Source organism: Stutzerimonas stutzeri (genome assembly GCF_002890915.1).
In the GTDB taxonomy this organism is placed as follows: domain Bacteria; phylum Pseudomonadota; class Gammaproteobacteria; order Pseudomonadales; family Pseudomonadaceae; genus Stutzerimonas; species Stutzerimonas stutzeri_AF.
This window is the reverse complement of the sequence record NZ_POUT01000001.1, coordinates 739028-760784: the sequence shown is the minus strand read 5'-3', so window position 1 is coordinate 760784 and position 21757 is coordinate 739028. Positions and strand designations below refer to the sequence as shown.

Here is a 21757-nt window from a genome sequence, read left to right as displayed (position 1 = left end):
ACATGGCCGAGCTAAGGCGCATCCTGCACATCGAAGACGACCCCTCCATCCAGGCGGTGACCAAACTGGCGCTGGAGGCGATCGGCGGCTACGAGGTGCTGTCCTGCTCTTCCGGAAGCCAGGCCCTGGATGAAGTCGAACGCTTCGCGCCCGACTTCATCCTGCTGGACGTGATGATGCCGGGCATGGACGGCCCGGAGACGCTCGCCAGGCTGCGCGAGCGAATCGATCTGCAGCGGATTCCGGTAACATTCATGACCGCCAAGGTACAACCCGGCGAAATCGAGCACCTGCGCAAGCTGGGCGCGCGCGACGTGATCATCAAGCCATTCGATCCGATGCGGTTGCCCGAGCAGATTCGCAGCATCTGGGCCGCTGACCGATACTAGGTTTCGACAGGGCCTGGCATGCAAGGCGCTCCGCTCGCTGGCCTGGCGGGTGCGCCCTGGGCGGCCACCCACCCCACAGCAACGCGGCAGTTCCGTGCCCGCCGGAAACAGCTTCCCGGGCGACATTCAACGAATCGCCAAGGTCCCGACGATGGAGTCACCGCAAGCGAGTCCGACTGCGACGCCAGCCACATCCCAGCCACGCGAACTGTCGCGCCTGGCCGCGTTGCTGCGCTACGAGATCCTCGACACCCCCGAGGAATCCGCCTTCGACGACTTCACCGAACTGGCCGCCCGCCTGTGCGGCACCCCCATCGCGCTGATCTCGCTGGTCGACGAGCGCCGCCAGTGGTTCAAGAGCCGCGTCGGCCTGGAGGTCAGCGAAACCCCGCGGGAAATCTCCTTCTGCACCCATACCATCCGCGGCGAGGCAATCTTCGAGGTTCCCGATGCCCTGCAGGACCCGCGCTTCCGGCAGAACCCGCTGGTGGCCGGCGACCCGCATATCCGCTTCTATGCCGGCACGCCGCTGACCTCGCCCGATGGCCACAACCTCGGCACCCTCTGCGTGATCGACCGCCAGCCGCGCCAACTGACCGCCGAGCAGCGCGACACCCTCGAACGCCTCGGCCGCCAGGTCATCCGCCTGTTCGAGCAGCGTCTGCTGGCGCACCACCACGCCGAGCAGGCGGCCTTGCAGCAGGCGATCCTCGACAGTGCCTCCAGCGCGGTGCTGGTCACCCGTCCCGACGGCATCGTCACCCGCGTCAACCCGAGCGCCGAACGCCTGCTCGGCTACCCGGCGGCGGCCTTGATCGGCCAGCCGCTGACCGCGACGCTGTTCCAGCCCGAAACGCTGCAGCGCCGCGCCGCGCTGCTTTCCAGCGAACTGGGCGTGCCGCTCGCCCCCGGCTTCGCGGTACTCACCGCACCCTTGCACCAGGGCCGGCGCGAGATGTCCGAGTGGCGCCTGCGCCATCACGACGGCAGCGAGGTCCCGGTGCTGCTCGGCGTGACGGCGATCCGCGACGAACAGGCGCAGCTGCGCGGCTACCTGGTCAACGTCTACGATCTGGCCTACCAGGAACAGCTGCAGCTGCGCCTGCAGCAGATCGCCGCGCAGGTGCCGGGCATGCTCTTCCAGTTCCACTGGCGCCCCGACGGCGCCGGCTGCTTCCCCTACGTCAGCGAAGGTATCGAGCAGATCTATGCCCTGAGCCCGGCGCAGCTGGCCAGCAGCTTCGCGCCGATCTATGCCCGCGTGCACCCGGCCGATCGCCCCCGGCTGCTGGCCAGCATCCGCCAGGCCGCCGCCAGCCTGACCGCCTGGCACAGCGAGCACCGCGTCGAACACCCGCGCAAGGGGCTGCTCTGGGTCGAGGCCCGCGCCACGCCGCTGCGGCAGGTCGATGGCTCGGTGCTCTGGCACGGCTTCGTCGCCGACATCACCACGCGCAAGGCCGAACAGCTGGAGCTGGACCGCCAGCAGGAAATGAACCGACGCCTGCTCGAGGCGCTGAGCGAGGCGGTCGTCGCCTGCGATGCCGACGGTTGCCTGACCCTGTTCAACGACAAGGCCAAGCAGTGGCATGGTGGCGACGCCGCGCCGATCTCGCCCGACGACTGGGCGCGGCATTACCGGCTCTACCAGCCCGATGGCGTCACCCCGCTGTCGGTCGGGCAGATCCCGCTGATGCGTGCGCTGCACGGCGAGCACGTCAGCAACCACGAGATGGTGCTGCTCGGCCAGGACACGCCGCGCTACGTGCTGACCAATGCCGACCCGCTGTACACCTCCGACGGCCAGCCGATGGGCGCGGTCGCGGTGATGCACGACATCACCGAGCGCAAGCGCATCGAGCGCCTGCAGCGCGAATTCATCTCCACCGTCAGCCACGAGCTGCGCACGCCGCTGACCTCGATCACCGGCGCGCTGGCGCTGATCTGCTCGAACGTCATGGGCGAAGTCCCGGCGCAGATGAGCGAGCTGCTGGAGATCGCCCACCAGAACAGCCAGCGCCTCAGCGCGCTGATCGACGACCTGCTCGACATGGACAAGCTGCACGCCGGCAAGATGCGTTTCGAGCTGCTGCGCCAACCGCTGCGCCCGCTGCTCGAGCAGGCCCTGCGCAGCAACCACAGCTACGCCGAACAACATGGCGTGCAGCTGCGCCTGGGCGACTGCCCGGCGGTGCAGGTGGAAGTCGATGCCATGCGCCTGCACCAGGTGCTGAGCAACCTGCTGTCCAACGCGGCGAAATTCTCGCCGGCGGGCGAACACGTCGAGCTGTCGGCCGAACGCGGTGACGAACGGGTGCGCGTCAGCGTCCGAGATCGGGGCCCGGGCATTGCCGCGGATTTTCGTGAACGCGTCTTCCACAAGTTCGCCCAGGCCGACTCGTCGGACAGCCGCCAGCAGGGCGGCACCGGCCTCGGCCTGGCCATCAGCAAGGAGCTGATCGAGCACATGGGCGGGTCCATCGGCTTCGACACCGAACCCGGCCAGGGCACCTGCTTCTGGTTCGAGTTGCCCTGTAGCAAGCGGCCCGTCACGGCCAGCGGGAGTCAGCCATGAAACAGCTCAAGCGCATTCTGCATGTCGAGGACGTCCCGTCGATCCAGGTGGTGACCCGCATCGCCCTGGAAAAGCTCGGCGGCTTCGAGGTACTCAGCTGCCCTTCCGGCCAAGCTGCGCTGGAACAGGTGCAGGCCTTCGCCCCGGACCTGATCCTGCTCGACGTGATGCTGCCGCAGATGGACGGCATCGAGCTGGTGCGCCAGCTGGCGCACGTGGTGGACCTGAGCCGCATCCCGGTGGTGCTGCTCACCGGCCACCTGCAGCCCGAACGCCTCGATCTGCTGCGCCAGCTGGGTGTGCGACAGGTACTGAGCAAGCCCTTCGATCCCCTCCAGCTGGCCGGCCAGCTGCAGGAAATCTGGGAGGCCGAACATGCATGACCCGATGCGCCTCGAGTTGCAGCAGCAGTTCGAACTGCTCAACCAGCAGTTCGCCCAGCGGCTGCGGGTCGACCTCGCCGAGCTCGCCGGGCTGACCGACGAGCTGCAGCGCAGCCAGGCGCCGGACAGCCGCCGCCAGCTGATGCTGGCGATTCGCGAGCGCTTGCACCGCCTGGCCGGCGCCGCAGGCACCTTCGGCTTCGACTCGCTCGGCGAGCGCGCCCGGCGGCTGGAGCAACGCGCCGACCGCTGGCTGGAATCGGCCAAGCCCGGCACCCGCGCACTCGAGGCCCTGACCCGCGCGGTCCAGCAACTGGCGAGCGAGACCCCCGGCGAGGAACCGCCGGCGGCCGCGCTGGCGCTGCGGGAAAGCCCGGACGAATTGCCGCCGGGCTGTCGCATCTACCTGCTGGAGGCGGACCCCAAGGCCGGCGCCAGCACGGCGCTGACCCTGCGCAACTTCGGCTACATGGTCAGCCATCTGCGCGATTTCGCCGCCCTGCAGGATGCCGTCGACGCCCAGTTGCCCGATGCGCTGATCGTCAGCGTGCAGCACGACAGCGCGCTCGAGCAGGTCGCGCAACTGCAACAGCGGCTGGAAAGCCCGCTGCCGCTGCTGGTGATCCACGACCATTTCGACTTCGCCAGCCAGCTCGCCGCGGTGCGCGCCGGGGCCCAGGGATTCTTCGGCCGGCCGCTGGACATCACCCAGCTGGAGAACAGCCTGGAGCGCTGCCTGGACCGCCGCCAGGGCGAGCCGTTCCGCGTGCTGATCGTCGACGACGATGCCGAGCTGGCGGCCCGCTACAGCCTGGTGCTGCGCAATTCGCAGATGCAGGTACAAACCCTCGCCGAGCCCACCCGCCTGCTCGACAGCATGCGCAGTTTCAACCCCGAGGTGCTCCTGCTGGACGTCAACATGCCCGGCTGTTCCGGCCCCGAGCTGGCCCAGATGATCCGCCTGCACGACGAGTGGCTGCGGGTGACCATCATCTACCTCTCGGCGGAAACCGATAGCCACCGGCAGATGGCGGCGCTGCTGCAAGCGGGCGACGATTTCATCACCAAGCCGATCAGCGATACCGCGCTGGTCGCCTCGGTGTATTCCCATGCCCAGCGCGCCCGCTCGCTGAGCACGGCGCTGGCGCGCGACAGCCTGACCGGGCTGCTCAAGCACGCCGACATCAAGGAGCAGCTGGCGCTGGAGGTACAGCGCGCCACCCGCAGCGGCAAGCCGGCCAGCGTGGTGATGCTCGATCTCGACCATTTCAAGCAGGTCAACGACCACTACGGACACGCCGCCGGCGACAACGTCATCCGCGCCCTGGCCAACCTGCTGCGCCAGCGCCTGCGGCGCATCGACAGCCTCGGCCGCTACGGTGGCGAGGAGTTCGTCGCGGTGCTGCCGGAATGCTCGGCGCTACAGGCCAGGCGCATCTTCGACGAGATCCGCGTGCGCTTCGCCGCGCTCAGCTTCAACAGCGGCGAGAGCCATACCTTCAGCGTCACCTTCAGCGCCGGCATCAGCGAAACCGACGGCCGCACCACTGCCGGTATCCTGCTGGAACGCGCCGACCAGGCCCTGTACGTCGCCAAGCACAACGGCCGCAACCTGGTGAGCCTGTTCGGCGCAGGTTCCTAGAGCTGGATCCAGGTGGCCTTGAGTTCGGTGTACTTGTCGAAGGCGTGCAGCGACTTGTCGCGACCGTTGCCGGACTGCTTGAAGCCGCCGAACGGCGCGGTCATGTCGCCGCCGTCGTACTGGTTGACCCACACGCTGCCGGCACGCAGGGCGCGCGCGGTGCGGTGCGCCCGGGACAGGTCGGCGGTCCACAGCGCCGCGGCCAGGCCGTAGGGGCTGTCGTTGGCGATGGCGACGGCTTCCTCGGCGCTGTCGAAAGTGATCACCGACAGCACCGGGCCGAAGATTTCCTCGCGGGCGATCTTCATCGCATTGTCGACGCCGTCGAAGAGGGTCGGCTCGACGTACAGCCCGCCGGTTTCCGCCAGGGTGCGCTGGCCGCCGACCAGCACCTGCGCCCCGGCCTCGCGCCCGGCCTCGATGTAGCCGAGCACGGTGTCGAGCTGCTGGGTATCCACCAGCGCGCCGACGTTGGTCGCCGGATCCAGCGGATTGCCCGGCTTCCAGGCCTTGAGCGCCTCGACCACCATGGGCAGGAAGCGCGCCTTGATCGAGCGCTCCACCAGCAGTCGCGAACCGGCGGTGCAGACCTCGCCCTGGTTGAAGGCGATGGCACCGGCCGCCGCCTGGGCCGCGGCCGCGAGGTCCGGCGCGTCGGCGAAGACGATGTTCGGGCTCTTGCCGCCGGCCTCCAGCCAGACGCGCTTCATGTTCGACTCGCCAGCGTAGATCATCAGTTGCTTGGCCACCCGGGTGGAGCCGGTGAAGACCAGGGTGTCGACGTCCATGTGCAGCGCCAGCGCCTTGCCCACGGTATGCCCGTAGCCCGGCAGCACGTTGAGCACGCCGGCCGGAATACCCGCCTCGATGGCCAGCCGGGCGATGCGGAGCGCCGTCAACGGCGACTTCTCCGAGGGCTTGAGCACCACCGAGTTGCCGCTGGCCAGCGCCGGGCCGAGTTTCCAGCAGGCCATCATCAGCGGGAAGTTCCACGGCACGATGGCCGCCACCACGCCCACCGGCTCGCGGGTGACCAGGCCGAGCTGGTCGTGCGGGGTGGCCGCGACCTCGTCGTAGAGCTTGTCGATCGCCTCGCCGCTCCAGCGCAGCGCCCGCGCCGCGCCGGGCACGTCCACCGCCAGCGAATCGCCGATCGGCTTGCCCATGTCGAGGGTTTCCAGCAGCGCCAGCTCCTCGCGGTTGGCTTCCAGCAGGTCGGCGAAGCGGATCATCACCGCCTTGCGCCTGGCCGGCGCCAGCTTCGCCCATACGCCGGCCTCGAATGCCGCACGCGCGCTGGCCACGGCACGCTCGGCATCGGCCTGCTCGCAGCTGGCCACCTGCGCCAGCACGCGCCCGTCCACCGGGCTGACGCAGTCGAAGCGGGCCCCTCCCGCCGCGTCGAGGTATTCGCCCTGGATGAAGGCGCGCCCTTCGATGCGCAAGTCGCGGGCACGCTGTTGCCAGTCGGCGAGGGTCAGGGTGGTCATGGAGCGTCCTCTCGTAAGGTCTTCGGGCTGCTGGAAGGGGCACCCTAAACCAGCGGCGCCGGCCGTATCAATATTTTTTACGAACCAGGCGTTTTACGCCTTGTTTTGTTCGTTTTATTAAACATAGACTCGATGCATCCGCTGTGCGCTCGCCACAGCATAGCCTCCACCCGCAGCCCTGCCGGAGCTCACCATGGCCAACGATTTCCACCCTAGCGCATCGCCCGACCATTTCTGGATGCCCTTCACCGCGAACCGCCAGTTCAAGGCCAGCCCGCGGCTGCTGGAAAGCGCCGAAGGGCTGTATTACACGGCGAGCGACGGCCGCAAGATCCTCGATGGCACCGCCGGCCTCTGGTGCTGCAACGCCGGCCATGCGCGGCGCGAGATCAGCGAGGCGGTGAGCCGGCAGATCGCCAAGATGGACTTCGCCCCGACCTTCCAGATGGGCCATCCGCTGCCCTTCGAGCTGGCACAGAAGCTCAGCGGCATCAGCCCCGAGGGCCTCGACCGGGTGTTCTTCACCAACTCCGGCTCGGAGTCGGTGGACACCGCGCTGAAAATCGCCCTGGCCTACCAGCGCGCCATCGGCCAGGGCACCCGCACCCGGCTGATCGGCCGCGAACTGGCCTATCACGGCGTCGGCTTCGGCGGCATCTCGGTCGGCGGCATGCCGAACAACCGCCGCGCCTTCGGTGCGCTGCTGCCGGGCGTCGACCACCTGCCGCACACCCTCGACCTGCAGCGCAACGCCTTCAGCAAGGGCCTGCCGCAGTATGGCGTGGAGAAGGCCGACGAGCTGGAACGCCTGGTGACCCTGCATGGCGCGGAGAACATCGCCGCGGTGATCGTCGAGCCGATGTCCGGCTCGGCCGGGGTGATCCTGCCACCGCTGGGCTACCTGCAGCGGCTGCGTGAGATCACCGCCAGGCACGGCATCCTGCTGATCTTCGATGAGGTCATCACCGGCTTCGGCCGCGTCGGCGAGCCCTTCGCCGCGCAGCGCTGGGGCGTCACGCCGGACATCCTCACCTGCGCCAAGGGCCTGACCAACGGCGCGGTGCCGATGGGCGCGGTGTTCGTCGCCGACAGGCTGTTCGAGGCCTTCATGACCGGGCCGGAAAGCGCCATCGAGTTCTTCCACGGCTACACCTACTCCGGCCATCCGGTGGCCTGCGCGGCGGCGCTGGCGACCCAGGAGATCTACCAGCGCGAGAACCTGTTCCAGAAGGCCATCGAGCTCGAGCCCTACTGGCAGGACGCGCTGTTCAGCCTCAAGGACCTGCCCAACGTGGTCGACATCCGCACCGTCGGCCTGGTCGCCGGCGTGCAGTTCGCGACGCACGCCGACGGCGTCGGCAAGCGCGGCTACGAGGTGTTCCGCCAGTGCTTCGAGAACGGCCTGATGGTGCGCGCCAGCGGCGACACCATCGCCCTGTCGCCGGCGCTGATCATCGAGAAACCGCAGATCGACACGATGATCGCGCAGTTCGCCGATGGCATCCGCCAGGCCGGCTGAACATTCGGCGCACACGAGCTGCTACGACCCTGCAGGAGCCCGCTTGCGGGCTCCTGCAACGGTGCATACAGGATCATCCGCGTTGATGCCCTCCGAACGCGTGGAAAATGCTCCGCAGTTTTCCACCCTACGCGGCCCGCCCGCATGAATGCTCTCCATCGATCCGACCGGTTGGCATGCGCGTGGGCAAGCGCCACATCGTGCTTGGTGTAGGAGCCGGCTTGCCGGCGATCCTCGTACAAGCTCATCGGTGCGCGGGAGCGCACCCTACACGGTGGGCGTTACAGCGAATCCAGGCAGTCGGCCAGGGCGTTGCCGAGGCCTTCGAGCAGCCGCTCGTAGCCCTGCGCATCCACCGCCAGGCCGACGCCGAGCACGTCCAGCTCGACCATCTTCACCGGCAAGCCGCTGGTCAGCGTTTCAGCCAGGCGCGGGCGGGCCGGCGGTTCGCTGAACACGCAGCTCGGCCCGGCCTGCTGCAGCCGTTCGCGCATCGCCGCGACATGCCGGGCGCCCGGTTGCGCTTCGCCGCCGGCGCTGAACACGCCGGCATGGCGCAGGCCGTAGGCAGCCTCGAAGTAGTCGTAGGCCTCGTGGAAGACGAAGAACGGCTTGTTGCGCACCCCGGCGAAGCGCTGTGCGAGCCGTGCGTCCAGCGCCTCGAGGCGCTGGGCGAAGGCGGCGAGGTTCGCCTGGTAGCGCTCGGCGTTGGCCGGGTCGGCGGCGGCGAAGTCGGCGGCCATGCGCTCGGCGATCACCCGCGCATTGGCCGGCAGCAGCCAGAGGTGCGCGTCGAGGCTGCCGGGGCGATGATCGTGGTCGTGCTTGTCGGCATGCGCGGGCTCGTGGTCGTCATGGTCGTCATGCTCATGAGCGTGCTCGTCGGCCGGATCGTGATCGTCATGCTCATCCGCTTCGGTGTGTTCATGCGCATCGCCGAAATGCCGTAGCGTCAGGCCCGGCAGCGCCTGCACGGCGACGGTCGCGCCCTTGCGCCCGCTCAGCGCATGCGGCAGGAAACTCTCCAGATCCGGGCCGATCCAGTAGAGCAGCTCGGCATCGCGGATTCGCCGTACGTCGGACGGGCGTAGCGCATAGTGGTGCGCCGAGGCGCTGGCCGGCAGCAGCACGTCGGGTTCGCCGACGCCGTCCTGCACCGCCGCAGCGATCAGTTGCAGCGGCTTGATGCTGGTCAGCACACGGACTTCGGCTTGGGCGGAGGCGCTGCCGACGAGCAGCGCGGCCAACAGCGAAAGGGAGAAAAGACGGTTCACGGGCATCACTCGAAGGGACGAAATTGGTACATAATAACGTCTCTCCACCACGACGTCGCCGCCCATGTCCAAGACCCCGCTGGCCTGCACGCCCCATGACCACGACCACTGTGTCAGCCACGCGCTGGCCGAAGCCGACAGCCTCTGCGCGCGCCAGGGCGTGCGCCTGACCGCCCTGCGCCGGCGCGTGCTGGAACTGGTCTGGCAAAGCCACAAGCCGCTCGGCGCCTACGACATCCTCGCCGTGCTGAGCGAGCAGGACGGCCGCCGCGCGGCACCGCCGACCGTCTACCGGGCGCTGGATTTCCTGCTGGAGAACGGCCTGGTGCATCGCCTCGCCTCGCTCAACGCCTTCATCGGCTGCAATCATCCGGAGCATCCGCACCAGGGCCAGTTCCTCATCTGCCGTCACTGCCATACCGCCATCGAGCTGGAGCAGCCGGCCATCGCCGAAGCCATCGACGCTGCCGCGCGCAGCGTGGGTTTCGCCGTCGAGGGCCAGACCGTGGAAGTGGTCGGCCTCTGCGCAACGTGCCGGAGCGCGGCATGAGCGAAGTGCTGTTGCGGCTGGACGACATCCATGTGCATTTCGCCAACCAGGCGGTGCTCGAAGGCGCACAGTTGCAGGTGCATCGCGGCGAGATCGTCACCCTGATCGGCCCCAACGGCGCCGGCAAGACCACCCTGGTGCGCACCGTGCTCGGCCTGCTCAAGCCGGATCGCGGCCAGGTCTGGCGCAAGCCGAAGCTGCGGATCGGCTACATGCCGCAGAAGCTCCACGTCGACCCCACCCTGCCGCTGTCGGTGCTGCGCTTTTTGCGCCTGGTGCCCGGCGTCGACCGGGCCCGCGCGCTGGCGGCGCTGGGCGAGGTCGGTGCCGAGCACGTCATCGACAGCCCTCTGCAGAAGATTTCCGGTGGCGAGATGCAGCGCGTGCTGCTGGCCCGCGCCCTGCTGCGCGAGCCGGAACTGCTGGTGCTGGACGAGCCGGTGCAGGGCGTCGACGTCGCCGGCCAGGCCGAGCTGTACCGGCTGATCGGCGTGTTGCGCGATCGCTATGGCTGCGGCGTGCTGATGATTTCCCACGACCTGCACCTGGTGATGAGCGCCACCGACCAGGTGGTCTGCCTGAACCGCCACGTCTGCTGCTCCGGCCATCCGGAGCAGGTCAGCAGCGACCCGGCCTTCGTCGAGCTGTTCGGCCAGGATGCGCGCAGCCTGGCGATCTACCACCACCAGCACGACCACAGCCACGACCTGCACGGCAGCGTGGTGATCGGCAAGCCCCACGTCCACGGCCCGAACTGCAAGCACTAGTAGGGCCTATTGATGCTTTGTCACGGCCGCGCCGGATCCAGTTTTAGCGCGGGGCAAGGCATGAGGAGAGAAGTTTGGTTATTCCAAATAAACGACGAATAACGCAGCACCGCGCTAAAACTGGCCCGGCCCTTCGGAATTGCGCGTCAAATGGTGCCATGCGGCGTTGCGGGACTTGCCAAGGGAGCGACCATTGCCTGCGTCCCGCGCCTTGCCTGGCACCATTTGCCGCGGCAACGCGGCTCGCGACAAAGCATCAATAGGCCCTAGCATGCCCGATTTTCTTCTCAACGCCCTGCTCGCCGGCCTCGCCCTGGCGCTGGTCGCCGGCCCGCTCGGCTCCTTCGTGGTCTGGCGGCGCATGGCCTATTTCGGCGATACCCTGTCGCATGCCGCGCTCTTTGGCGTCGCCCTTGGGCTGATGCTGGACGTCAACCTGACCCTCGCGGTGACGGTCGGCTGCATGCTGCTCGCCCTGCTGCTGGTGACCCTGCAGCAGCGCCAGCCGCTGGCCTCCGACACGCTGCTGGGCATCCTGGCCCACAGCACGCTGTCGCTCGGCCTGGTCTCGCTGAGTTTCATGAAAGACGTACGCATCGACCTGATGGGCTACCTGTTCGGCGACCTGCTGGCCGTCGGGCCGAGCGACCTGGCCTGGATCGCCGGTGGCAGCGCGCTGGTGCTGCTGATGCTGATCCCGCTGTGGCGGCCGCTGCTGGCGATCACCGTGCACGAGGAGCTGGCCAAGGTCGAAGGCCTGCCGGTGGCGGCGATCCGCCTGGCGCTGATGTTGCTGATCGCCGTGGTCATCGCCGTGGCGATGAAGATCGTCGGCGTGCTGCTGATCACCTCGCTGCTGATCATTCCCGCCGCCGCGGCGCAGCGCCACGCGCGCACGCCGGAGCAGATGGCGCTGGGCGCGAGCCTGCTGGGCCTCGTCGCGGTGTGCCTGGGGCTGGCGCTGTCCTGGTTCGAGGACACCCCGGCCGGGCCGTCCATCGTGGTCAGCGCCGCCGCGCTGTTCCTGCTCAGCTTCGCCTGGCCGAAACGCGCATGACCGATCTGAAGTACCTGCGCGGCTACCCCGAGCCGTTGCTGGCCCAAGTGCGCCAGCTGATTGCAGAGGACCGTCTGGGCGACTACCTGGCGCGGCGCTATCCCGGCCGGCATGAGGTGCAGAGCGACAAGGCGCTGTACGGCTATGTGCAGACGCTCAAGCAGGAGTACCTGAAAAGCGCGCCGCCGATCGACAAGGTGCTCTACGACAATCGACTGGACCTGACCCACCGCGCGCTGGGCCTGCATACCGCGGTGTCGCGGGTGCAGGGCGGCAAGCTCAAGGCAAAGAAGGAAATCCGCGTCGCCGCGCTGTTCCGCGAGGCGGCGCCGGAGTTTCTCAGGATGATCGTGGTGCACGAGCTCGCCCACCTGCGCGAAAGCGAGCACAACCGCGCCTTCTACAAGCTCTGCGAACACATGCTGCCCGGCTACGGGCAGATCGAGTTCGACCTGCGACTGTTCCTGCACTGGCGGGAGCTGCAGGGCAGCTGAAGAGGCGCCCCGCGTGGATGGCTTCGGCCATCCACCCTACGCCCGAGCACGCCGGAGCCCCGCGTAGGGTGGAAAACTCGTGCAGCGATTTTCCACGCCTCAGTGCCTGGCTTCGCCTCATGCCGGACCCGGTGCCGCATCCGCGTGGATGGCTTCGGCCATCCACCCTACGCCCGAGCACGCCGGAGCCCCGCGTAGGGTGGAAAACTCGCGCAGCGATTTTCCACGCCTCAGTGCCTGACTTCGCCTCGTGCCGGACCAGGCGCCGCATCCGCGTGGATGGCTTCGACCATCCACCCTACGCCGGGATCGCCTCCGCCGCAGCCTCACGTGCCCACACCCGATGCTGACCGAGTGCCTGGGCGAAGTTGCCGAATACCGCATCGACGTCGTCGCCCTCCAGCAATCCGGCATCGGGGGTGAGCTGCAGCGACGCCAGCAGCGGCCGTGCCGCACCGAGCACCACGATGGGTTTCAAGTGCTTGTAGGCCTCCAGCAGGTAGTGCCTGGCCTCGCCGGACTTGGCCATGGCCGCCGCCGCATCGGCACCGCCAGGGACGAACACGGCGTCGAACATCACCGAGGGCATGCCGTCCATCGCGGCGTCGACCGGCAGCATCTTGCCATCCGCCGTCTTCACCGGAGCCGGCGAGGGGCCGATGATCTTGGCCAGCGCGCCCTGCCCGGCCAGCTTGGCCTTGAATGTATCGATCGCCGCACCATCGACGCCGTTGGCCACCAGAATGGCGATCTTGCGCGACTTGATATTGCCCGGTGCATGGTTCATCAAACTCAGGGCCGGCGAGCTCTGCGGAGTCGGCGCCTTCGGCGGCACAGTTGGCGCGCTCGGTGCCGGCAGGCCGAGGTTCTCGGCCACGCGGCGGGCCAGCTCCAGGTCGATGTTGGCGAGGATCTCGTTGACCTGACGCTCACGGATGAACACCCGCTCGACCTTGCCCAGCTCGAAGGTGTAGGCGCCGATGATGTGCTCCTTCTCCGGACCGCTCATGCTGTTCCAGAACAGCGTGGCCTGGGAGAAGTGGTCGCCGAAGGACTCGCTGCGGTTGCGGATCTTGTGCCCCTCGACCCGCTCCGGATAGCTCTCGAACCCGCCGCCCTGAGCTGCCGGTGGGGTTTCCTTGGGCCAGCCGTTGTCGATCGAATTGGGCTCGTAGTTGGCACGGCCCTTGTGGATGGTCTGGCGATGGAAGGCGTCGCGTTGGTTGTTGTGGAACGGACACAGCGGGCGGTTGATCGGGATCTCATGGAAGTTCGGCCCACCGAGACGCAACAGCTGGGTGTCGGTGTAGGAGAACAGCCGGCCCTGCAGCAGCGGGTCATTGGTGAAGTCGATGCCCGGCACGATATGGCCGATGTGGAAGGCGGCCTGCTCGGTCTCGGCGAAGAAGTTGTCCGGGTTGCGGTTGAGGGTCATCTTGCCGAGCTTCTGCACCGGCACCAGCTCCTCGGGGATGATTTTGGTCGGGTCCAGCAGGTCGAAGTCGAACTTGTGCTCGTCGGCCTCCTCGACCACCTGCACGCCCAGCTCCCACTCGAAGTAGTCGCCCATCTCGATGGACTCCCACATGTCGCGGCGATTGAAGTCCGGGTCCTTGCCGGCGATCTTCAGCGTCTCGTCCCAGACCAGCGAGAAGGCGCCGGCCACCGGCTTCCAGTGGAACTTGACGAAGCGGCTGACGCCCTCGGCATTGATCAGGCGGAAGGTGTGCACGCCGAAGCCTTCCATCGCCCGGTAGCTGCGCGGCAGGGCGCGGTCGGACATGGTCCAGAGCACCATGTGTGCGGACTCGGGCGTCAGCGAGACGAAATCCCAGAAGCTGTCGTGGGCCGATTGCGCCTGCGGGATCTCGTTGTGCGGCTCGGGTTTTACCGCGTGGACGAAGTCCGGAAACTTGATGGCATCCTGGATGAAGAACACCGGCATGTTGTTGCCGACCAGGTCGAAGTTGCCCTCGTCGGTGTAGAACTTGGTGGCGAAGCCGCGCACGTCGCGCACGGTGTCGGCCGAGCCGCGCGAGCCCTGCACGGTGGAGAAGCGCACGAACACCGGGGTCTCCTTGCCTTCGGCGGCGAGAAACGAGGCCTTGGTCAGCCAGCTGTGGTCGGCGTAGCTGACGAACACACCGTGGGCTGCGGCACCGCGGGCATGCACGATGCGCTCGGGAATGCGCTCATGGTCGAAGTGGGTGATCTTCTCGCGCATGATGAAGTCTTCGAGCAGCGAGGGCCCGCGGCCGCCAGCCTTGAGGGTGTTCTGGTTGTCGGCGATCTTCACGCCCTGGTTGGTGCGCAGCGCCTCGCCGGTGGCGTCGCTACGGAAGGTTTCCAGTTGGTCGAGCTTGGCATTGTGGTTGGCGCGGTCCACGGTATCGGTACCGGCCAGTTCGCTCTGCTTGGGAGTCTTGTCCGTCATGATGGTCCTCGATTGGCGGATGGGCTGAGCCACGAACGCTCCAGCTGACAGGCCAGGCCTGAAAGCAGGAGCGATTCACGGCATGCCAGTTAGTGACCGCCAGCGGCGCGACAAGGTTGCTGGGCCGGCCGGATCGCCCGACGATTTGCAAAGGCCCGGAGGCGCAGCGCAACGCCGCCGTTTCGAAGAACTTGACCGGCCACATGAGCCTTTTCGCCACATGCGGTAGAATGCCGGCCTTTCGCCGGACACCCCGGCATCGAACGACCGCACCCACAAGGTTCGCCCGTGATCGAATTTCACCAAGTCCACAAAACCTACCGGGTCGCGGGGCGTGATGTCGCCGCGCTGCAGCCGACCGAACTGCAGATCGCCTCTGGCGAGGTGTTCGGCCTGATCGGCCATTCCGGCGCCGGCAAGAGCACCCTGCTGCGCCTGATCAACCGCCTCGAGGAACCCTCCGGCGGGCGCATCCTGGTCAACGGCGAGGACGTCACCGCGCTGGATGCCGATGGCCTGCGGCGCTTTCGCCAGCGCGTCGGGATGATCTTCCAGCACTTCAACCTGCTGATGTCCAGGACCGTCGCCGACAACGTCGCCATGCCGCTACGCCTGGCCGGCAGCTACTCGCGGGCCGAGATCGACGCCCGCGTCGCCGCCCTGCTCGAGCGCGTCGGCTTGCGCGAGCACGCACGCAAGTACCCGGCACAGCTCTCCGGCGGGCAGAAACAGCGCGTCGGCATCGCCCGTGCGCTGGCCACCGAGCCGGACATCCTGCTCTGCGACGAGGCCACCAGCGCCCTCGACCCGCAGACTACCGCGCAGGTGCTGCAGCTACTGGCCGAGATCAACCGCGAGCTGCAACTGACCATCGTGCTGATCACCCACGAAATGGACGTGATCCGCCGCGTCTGCGACCGCGTGGCGGTGATGGACGACGGCGTGATCGTCGAGCAGGGGCCGGTGACCGAGGTGTTCCTGCATCCCCAGCACCCGACCACCCAGCGTTTCGTGCTGGAAGACGAGGCGGTGGACGAGGGCGACATGCACGACGACTTCGCCCACGTGCCGGGCCGCATCCTGCGCCTGACCTTCCAGGGCGACGCCACCTACAAGCCGCTGCTGGGCACCGTCGCCCGCGAAACCGGGGTCGACTACAGCATCCTGTCCGGACGTATCGACCGCATCAAGGACACCCCCTACGGCCAGCTGACCCTGGCGCTGGTCGGCGGTGACATGGCCGCGGCGCTGGGGCGCCTGGATGCCGCCGACGTGCACGTGGAGGTGCTGCGCTGATGGAAGCTCTGTTCGGCTCCTTGTTCACCAATGTGGATTGGTACGAGATCTGGCTGGCGACGCTGGACACCCTGCTGATGCTCGGCGGCTCGCTGCTGTTCACCATCCTGCTCGGCCTGCCGCTGGGCGTGCTGCTGTTCCTCAGCGGCCCGCGCCAGCTGTTCGAGAACGGCCCGCTCTACGCGCTGCTGTCGTTCATCGTCAACGTGCTGCGCTCGCTGCCGTTCATCATCCTCTTGATCGTGATGATTCCCTTCACCGTGCTGCTGACCGGCACCTCGCTGGGCGTCGCCGGGGCGATTCCGCCGCTGGTGGTGGGCGCCGCGCCGTTCTTCGCGCGGCTGGTGGAGACCGCATTGCGCGAGGTCGACCGCGGCATCATCGAGGCGACCCAGGCGATGGGCGCGACGACCCGGCAGATCATCTTCAGCGCATTGCTGCCCGAGGCGCGCCCAGGCATCATCGCCGCCATCACCGTCACCGCCATCACCCTGGTGTCCTACACCGCGATGGCCGGTGTGGTGGGTGCCGGCGGCCTTGGCGACCTGGCCATCCGCTTCGGCTACCAGCGCTTCCAGACCGACGTCATGGTGGTCACCGTGGTCCTGCTGCTGGTGCTGGTGCAACTGCTGCAGAGCCTCGGCGACCGGCTGGTGACCCACTTTTCACGCAAATGAACCGCAACCAGGGCGAGCGAACCTTCGCACCCCGATCTACCTACGAAGGAACCGAACGATGAAGAAACTGATTGCCGCCCTGGCCACCGTCGCGGCGTTTTCCGCCCAGGCCGCCGAAACCCTGACCGTCGCCGCCACCGCCGTGCCGCATGCCGAGCTGCTGGAGTTCGTCAAGCCGCAACTGGCCGAGCAGGGCGTGACGCTGAACGTCAAGGTCTTCACCGACTACGTGCAGCCGAACATCCAGGTCGCCGAGAAGCGCCTGGACGCCAACTTCTTCCAGCACCAGCCGTACCTGGACGAGTTCAACAAGGGCAAGGGCACCGAGCTGGTCAGCGTCGCCGGCGTGCACATCGAACCCTTCGGCGCCTACTCGAGCAAGGTCAAGTCGCTGGACGAGCTGCCCAACGGCGCCACCGTGGTCATCCCCAACGACGCCACCAACGGCGGCCGCGCCCTGCTGCTGCTGGACAAGGCCGGCGTGATCGGCCTCAAGGAAGGCGCCGGCATCACCGCCACGCCGAAGGACATCGCCGAGAATCCCAAGCGCATCAAGATCCGTGAACTCGAGGCGGCCACCCTGCCGCGCGTGCTGACCCAGGTCGACCTGGCGCTGATCAACACCAACTACGCGCTGGAGGCCAAGCTCAACCCGACCCAGGACGCGCTGGTGATCGAAGGCAGCGACTCGCCCTACGTCAACATCCTGGTCGCCCGTCCGGATAACAAGGACAGCGACGCCATGCAGAAACTGGCCGCTGCCCTGCACAGCGAAGAAGTGCGCCAGTTCATCGAAGAGAAGTACCAGGGCGCCGTGGTCCCGGCATTCTGACCGTCGGGGGCGTACCGTAGGTTACGGTTGAGGCGCGCAGCGCCGAAGCCCAACTCGCGCCGAGGTGTTGCCTGAGGCATCGGCCGTTGGACTTCGCTCAACCCAATCTACGCGGCCCCAGCCAGCCTACTCGAAACCCCGCCCCGTGCGGGGTTTCGGTTTTTCACGGCACCAGCACCGCGGCACCCTGGAAGCGTCCGTGGCGCAGGTCGTCCAGCGCCCGGTTGGCCTGCTGCAACGGGTAGACATGGGTCTCGGTACGAATACCGACCTTCGCCGCGATCGGGAAGAAATCCAGGCCATCCTGGCGCGTCAGGTTGGCCACCGAGACCACTTCGCGCTCCTGCCAGAGGATGTCGTAGGGAAAGCTCGGGATGTCGCTCATGTGGATGCCGGCGCAGACCACCCGGCCGCCCTTGCGCACCGCACGCAGGGCCGCCGGCACCAGCTCGCCGGCCGGCGCGTAGATGATCGCCGCATCCAGCGGCACCGGCGGTGGCTGCGTCGAATCGCCGGCCCAGGTCGCGCCCAGCGAGCGGGCGAAGTCCTGCGCGGCAACGTCGCCGGGACGGCTGAAGGCGTAGACGTCGCGCCCCTGCCAGCGCGCCACCTGCATGACGATATGCGCCGCGGCGCCGAAGCCGTAGAGCCCCAGCCGCTTGCCGGTGCCGGCCTTGACCAGCGAACGCCAGCCGATCAGCCCGGCGCAGAGCAGCGGTGCCAAGGCCACGTCGTCACCCTCCTCGCCCAGGGCGAAGGCGAAACGCGCATCGGCGACCACCCGTTCGGCATAGCCGCCGGGCCGTGTGTAGCCGGTGAATTGCGGCGCGTCGCAGAGGTTCTCCTCGGCGTGCTGGCAGTAGCTGCACACCCCGCAGGTATGCCCGAGCCAAGGAATGCCCACCCGCTGGCCCAGCTCGAAGCCGCTCACCCCCTCGCCCAGCGCATCGACGCGACCGACGATCTCGTGACCGGGAATGATCGGCAGCGGTGCCGCTGGCAACTCGCCGTCGACCACGTGCAAATCGGTGCGGCATACGCCGCAGGCCAGCACCCGCACACGCAGCTCGCCCGGGCCGGGTTGCGGGTCGGGCAGTTCGCGCATCTGCAAGGGTTGACCGGGCTGTTCCAGCAACATGGCACGCATCGACGCGCTCCTTTCGTCCTGTGTGATGGCAGGTTAGCCATGCAGGGCGAATAACGCGAAGCTTATCCGCCGTTGTTCTGTCAGGCGGTATCGGCGGTGGAAAATGCTTTGCAGTTTTCCACCCTACGGGTTGCCTCCTATTCAGGCCGAAGGCGTACCCGTGCCCTCGGCCAGGTGCAGGTTCTTCAGCTTCACGTAGTTGCCGGCGGTGTAGCTGAAGAAGCTGCGCTCCTTGTCGGTCAGCGGCCGGGCCTGTTTCACCGGGCTACCGACGTAGAGGTAGCCCGATTCCAGGGTCTTGCCCGGCGGCACCAGGCTGCCGGCGCCGATGATCACCTCGTCCTCGACCACCACGCCGTCCATCACGATCGAGCCCATGCCCACCAGGATGCGGTTGCCCAGGGTGCAACCGTGCAGGGTGACCTTGTGGCCGACGGTGACCTCGTCGCCGATGGTCAGCGGGAAGCCGTCCGGGTTGTACGGGCCGGCGTGGGTGATGTGCAGCACGCTGCCGTCCTGGATGCTCGAGCGCGCGCCGATGCGGATGCGGTGCATGTCGCCGCGGATCACCGTCAGCGGCCAGACCGAGCTGTCCGTGCCGATTTCCACATCGCCGATGACCACGGCGGAGTCGTCGACGAACGCGCGCTCGCCCAGCAAGGGAGTGGAGTTGTGGTAGCTGCGAATCGCCACGATAGAAACCTCTTTGGCTGCGGGAAGGGTCGATTGTAATTAAGATGGTCGCCAATGCCGCTACAGATTGGCCGGAGCATCGTCCGGCCGCCGTGGTCTGAGTTTCAACCCTCTTCGTCACAAGGTGCACCGTGAGCGCGAACAACCCCCTGCTGCAAGAATTCGACCTGCCGCCCTATACCGCGATCCGTCCGGAACACGTCGAGCCGGCCATCGACAGCATTCTCGGCGACAACCGCGTGGCCATTGCCGAACTGCTCAGCCGCCCGGCCGAAAGCCTCGACTGGCAGACCCTGGTGGTCGGCCTGGACGAGCTGAACGAGCGCCTCGGCCGTGCCTGGAGCCCGGTTGGCCACCTCAACTCGGTGTGCAACAGCCCGGAACTGCGCAGCGCCTACGAGGCCTGCCTGCCCAAGCTGTCGGCCTACTGGACCGAGCTGGGTCAGAACCGTGCGCTGTTCGAGGCCTACCAGGCGCTGGCCGAAAGCCCGCAGGCGGCCGGTTTCGAGGTGGCGCAGCAGACCATCCTCGAACATGCGCTGCGCGACTTCCGCCTGTCCGGTATCGACCTGCCGCCGGTCGAGCAGCAGCGCTTCGGCGCCATCCAGATGAAGCTCGCCGAGCTGGGCAGCAAGTTCTCCAACCAGCTGCTGGACGCCACCCAGGCCTGGACCCGGCACATCACCGACGAGAGCCTGCTGGCCGGGATCACCGATTCGGCCAGGGCGCAGATGGCCGAGGCGGCCAAGGCCAAGGGCCTCGGCGGCTGGCTGATCACCCTGGAATTCCCCAGCTACTACGCGGTCATGACCTACGCCGACGACCGCGCGCTGCGCGAGGAGGTCTATGCCGCCTATTCCACCCGCGCCTCGGACCAGGGACCGAACGCCGGCCAGTTCGACAACGGCCCGGTGATGGAAGAAATCCTCGAACTGCGCCACGAGCTGGCCGGCCTGCTGGGCTACGGCAACTTCGCCGAGCTGTCGCTGGCGACCAAGATGGCCGAGTCCACCGAGCAGGTGCTGAACTTCCTGCGCGACCTGGCGCTGCGCAGCAAGCCGTTCGCCGAGCGCGACCTGGCCGAGCTGCGCGCCTTCGCCGCCGAACAGGGCCTGACCGACCTGCAGAGCTGGGACCTCGGCTACTACGCCGAGAAGCTGCGCCAGCAGCGCTACAGCCTCAACCAGGAGGAGCTGCGCGCCTACTTCCCCATCGACAAGGTGCTCTCCGGGCTGTTCAGCATCGTCCAGCGCCTGTACGGCATCGAGATCCACGAGCTGGAAGGCTTCGACGGCTGGCATCCGGATGTGCGCCTGTTCGAGATCACCGAGCACGGCGAGCATGTCGGGCGCTTCTTCTTCGACCTCTACGCGCGGCCGAACAAGCGCGGCGGCGCCTGGATGGACGGCGCCCGCGACAAGCGCCGCACCGCCGCCGGCACGCTGCAGACGCCGGTGGCCAACCTGGTCTGCAACTTCACCCCGCCGGTGGGCGAGCGCCCGGCGCTGTTGACCCATGACGAGGTCACCACGCTGTTCCACGAATTCGGCCACGGCCTGCACCACCTGCTGACCCAGGTCGAGCACGCCGGCGCCTCGGGCATCAACGGCGTGGCCTGGGATGCGGTGGAGCTGCCCAGCCAGTTCATGGAGAACTGGTGCTGGGACCCCGAGGGCCTGGCGCTGATCTCCGGCCACTACCAGACCGGCGAACGCCTGCCGCAGGACAAGCTGGACATGATGCTGGCGGCGAAGAACTTCCAGTCCGGCATGATGATGGCGCGCCAACTGGAGTTCTCCCTGTTCGACTTCGAACTGCACGCCACCCACGGCGACGGTCGCAGCGTGCTCGAGGTGCTCGAACACATCCGCGACGAGGTCTCGGTGATGCGTCCGCCGGCCTACAACCGCTTCCCCAACAGCTTCGCGCACATCTTCGCCGGCGGTTACGCAGCCGGTTACTACAGCTACAAATGGGCCGAGGTGCTGTCGTCCGATGCCTTCTCGCGCTTCGAGGAGGAAGGGGTGTTCAATTCCGAGACCGGCCGCGCCTTCCGCGAGGCCATCCTGGCGCGTGGCGGCTCGCAGGAACCGATGGTACTGTTCGTCGATTTCCGAGGCCGCGAGCCGTCCATCGACGCCCTGCTGCGCCACCTCGGGCTGGTAGCGGAGGCCGCGGCATGAACGACGAAGTATCCCGAGTCACCACCAAGCGCTTCATCGCCGGGGCCGTGTGCCCGGCGTGCGGCGCCAGCGACTGCATCAAGATGTGGGACGTCGACGGCGTGCCGCACCGCGAATGCGTGGTCTGCGGCTATGCCGACATACTCAACGCCCAGGGCCAGTCGGTGCCGACCGAACTCGGCACGCGGGTCAACAAGGCACAACCCAAGCCGGCCAACCCGCAGGTGCAGTCGGTGCAGTTCTTCCCCAATCCCAAGCTGAAGAAGAAACCCGAATAACCGCCATGCTTCACCTGACCTGTGGCGACCCGGCGGCCGGCTACCGGAATCTGCAGGTCCGCCGCCTCGGTTGAAGG

The 21757-nt window shown here is 67.6% G+C and carries 19 protein-coding genes; 14 read left to right on the top strand and 5 right to left on the bottom strand.

Annotated elements, in window-relative coordinates:
- The first annotated feature begins 2 nt into the window (after positions 1–2).
- From CXK94_RS03620 to CXK94_RS03605, 4 genes are all read left to right on the top strand, one after another.
- Entirely contained in the window at positions 3–389 is a 387-nt protein-coding gene (locus CXK94_RS03620; protein ID WP_037045091.1) for a response regulator, read from the top strand.
- Positions 390–540: 151 nt separating this feature from the next.
- Positions 541–2964 carry an ATP-binding protein gene (locus tag CXK94_RS03615; RefSeq protein WP_102893300.1) on the top strand — a complete coding sequence of 808 codons (2424 nt, stop codon included), beginning with the start codon at positions 541–543 and terminating at the stop codon, positions 2962–2964.
- The gene (locus tag CXK94_RS03610; RefSeq protein ID WP_037045089.1) at positions 2961–3347 is read left to right on the top strand and encodes a response regulator; all 387 of its coding nucleotides are present in this window, start codon (positions 2961–2963) and stop codon (positions 3345–3347) included. The genes CXK94_RS03615 and CXK94_RS03610 overlap by 4 nt, the downstream gene beginning before the upstream one ends.
- A complete protein-coding gene (locus CXK94_RS03605; protein WP_102893299.1) occupies positions 3340–4989 on the top strand; it encodes a diguanylate cyclase in 1650 nt (549 codons plus the stop codon). The genes CXK94_RS03610 and CXK94_RS03605 overlap by 8 nt, the downstream gene beginning before the upstream one ends.
- On the opposite strand, the gene CXK94_RS03600 is transcribed toward CXK94_RS03605, so the two are convergent.
- Positions 4986–6479 carry an aldehyde dehydrogenase gene (locus tag CXK94_RS03600; protein ID WP_102893298.1) on the bottom strand — a complete coding sequence of 498 codons (1494 nt, stop codon included), beginning with the start codon at positions 6477–6479 and terminating at the stop codon, positions 4986–4988. The genes CXK94_RS03605 and CXK94_RS03600 overlap by 4 nt on opposite strands.
- 193 nt (positions 6480–6672) lie before the next feature.
- On the opposite strand from CXK94_RS03600, the gene CXK94_RS03595 reads away from it, so the two are divergent.
- The gene (locus CXK94_RS03595) at positions 6673–7998 is read left to right on the top strand and encodes an aspartate aminotransferase family protein (protein ID WP_102893297.1); all 1326 of its coding nucleotides are present in this window, start codon (positions 6673–6675) and stop codon (positions 7996–7998) included.
- 281 nt (positions 7999–8279) lie between these two features.
- Here the strand turns inward: CXK94_RS03595 and znuA are convergent, their stop codons facing one another.
- Positions 8280–9272: a zinc ABC transporter substrate-binding protein ZnuA gene (gene znuA / locus CXK94_RS03590; RefSeq protein WP_102893342.1), complete on the bottom strand. Its 993-nt coding sequence runs from the start codon at positions 9270–9272 to the stop codon at positions 8280–8282.
- Between the two features lie 64 nt (positions 9273–9336).
- Between znuA and zur the strand changes: the two genes are divergently transcribed.
- The 4 genes from zur (at position 9337) to CXK94_RS03565 (ending at position 12140) form a co-directional block, all read left to right on the top strand.
- Positions 9337–9822: a zinc uptake transcriptional repressor Zur gene (gene zur, locus CXK94_RS03585; RefSeq protein ID WP_102893296.1), complete on the top strand. Its 486-nt coding sequence runs from the start codon at positions 9337–9339 to the stop codon at positions 9820–9822.
- Entirely contained in the window at positions 9819–10589 is a 771-nt protein-coding gene (znuC, locus tag CXK94_RS03580; protein WP_102893295.1) for a zinc ABC transporter ATP-binding protein ZnuC, read from the top strand. Before zur ends, znuC begins: the two co-directional genes overlap by 4 nt.
- Positions 10590–10860: 271 nt before the next feature.
- A complete protein-coding gene (znuB, locus tag CXK94_RS03570; RefSeq protein ID WP_102893294.1) occupies positions 10861–11646 on the top strand; it encodes a zinc ABC transporter permease subunit ZnuB in 786 nt (261 codons plus the stop codon).
- Positions 11643–12140, top strand: coding sequence for a YgjP-like metallopeptidase domain-containing protein (locus CXK94_RS03565; RefSeq protein ID WP_102893293.1), 498 nt, complete (start codon positions 11643–11645; stop codon positions 12138–12140). Before znuB ends, CXK94_RS03565 begins: the two co-directional genes overlap by 4 nt.
- 298 nt (positions 12141–12438) lie before the next feature.
- Here CXK94_RS03565 and katE read toward each other — a convergent pair whose 3' ends face one another.
- A complete protein-coding gene (gene katE / locus CXK94_RS03560; protein WP_256046082.1) occupies positions 12439–14595 on the bottom strand; it encodes a catalase HPII in 2157 nt (718 codons plus the stop codon).
- A gap of 267 nt (positions 14596–14862) precedes the next feature.
- Between katE and CXK94_RS03555 the strand changes: the two genes are divergently transcribed.
- From CXK94_RS03555 to CXK94_RS03545, 3 genes are read left to right on the top strand one after another with little or no spacing between them, the layout of a single operon-like run.
- A complete protein-coding gene (locus tag CXK94_RS03555; RefSeq protein ID WP_102893291.1) occupies positions 14863–15870 on the top strand; it encodes a methionine ABC transporter ATP-binding protein in 1008 nt (335 codons plus the stop codon).
- Positions 15870–16547 (top strand): methionine ABC transporter permease, encoded by a 678-nt coding sequence (locus CXK94_RS03550; protein WP_037044110.1) that lies wholly within the window; start codon positions 15870–15872, stop codon positions 16545–16547. Before CXK94_RS03555 ends, CXK94_RS03550 begins: the two co-directional genes overlap by 1 nt.
- A gap of 58 nt (positions 16548–16605) precedes the next feature.
- The gene (locus tag CXK94_RS03545) at positions 16606–17379 is read left to right on the top strand and encodes a MetQ/NlpA family ABC transporter substrate-binding protein (RefSeq protein WP_037044108.1); all 774 of its coding nucleotides are present in this window, start codon (positions 16606–16608) and stop codon (positions 17377–17379) included.
- Between the two features lie 163 nt (positions 17380–17542).
- Here CXK94_RS03545 and CXK94_RS03540 read toward each other — a convergent pair whose 3' ends face one another.
- On the bottom strand, positions 17543–18526 hold the full coding sequence (locus tag CXK94_RS03540; RefSeq protein WP_102893290.1) for a zinc-dependent alcohol dehydrogenase family protein: 984 nt from the start codon (positions 18524–18526) through the stop codon (positions 17543–17545).
- 141 nt (positions 18527–18667) lie between these two features.
- Positions 18668–19219 (bottom strand): gamma carbonic anhydrase family protein, encoded by a 552-nt coding sequence (locus CXK94_RS03535; protein ID WP_102893289.1) that lies wholly within the window; start codon positions 19217–19219, stop codon positions 18668–18670.
- 131 nt (positions 19220–19350) lie between these two features.
- Here CXK94_RS03535 and prlC point away from each other — a divergent pair, with 131 nt between their 5' ends.
- Both prlC and CXK94_RS03525 read left to right on the top strand, forming a co-directional pair.
- Positions 19351–21402: an oligopeptidase A gene (gene prlC, locus CXK94_RS03530; protein ID WP_102893288.1), complete on the top strand. Its 2052-nt coding sequence runs from the start codon at positions 19351–19353 to the stop codon at positions 21400–21402.
- Positions 21399–21680: a YheV family putative zinc ribbon protein gene (locus CXK94_RS03525; RefSeq protein WP_037038205.1), complete on the top strand. Its 282-nt coding sequence runs from the start codon at positions 21399–21401 to the stop codon at positions 21678–21680. Before prlC ends, CXK94_RS03525 begins: the two co-directional genes overlap by 4 nt.
- Positions 21681–21757: the final 77 nt, after the last annotated feature.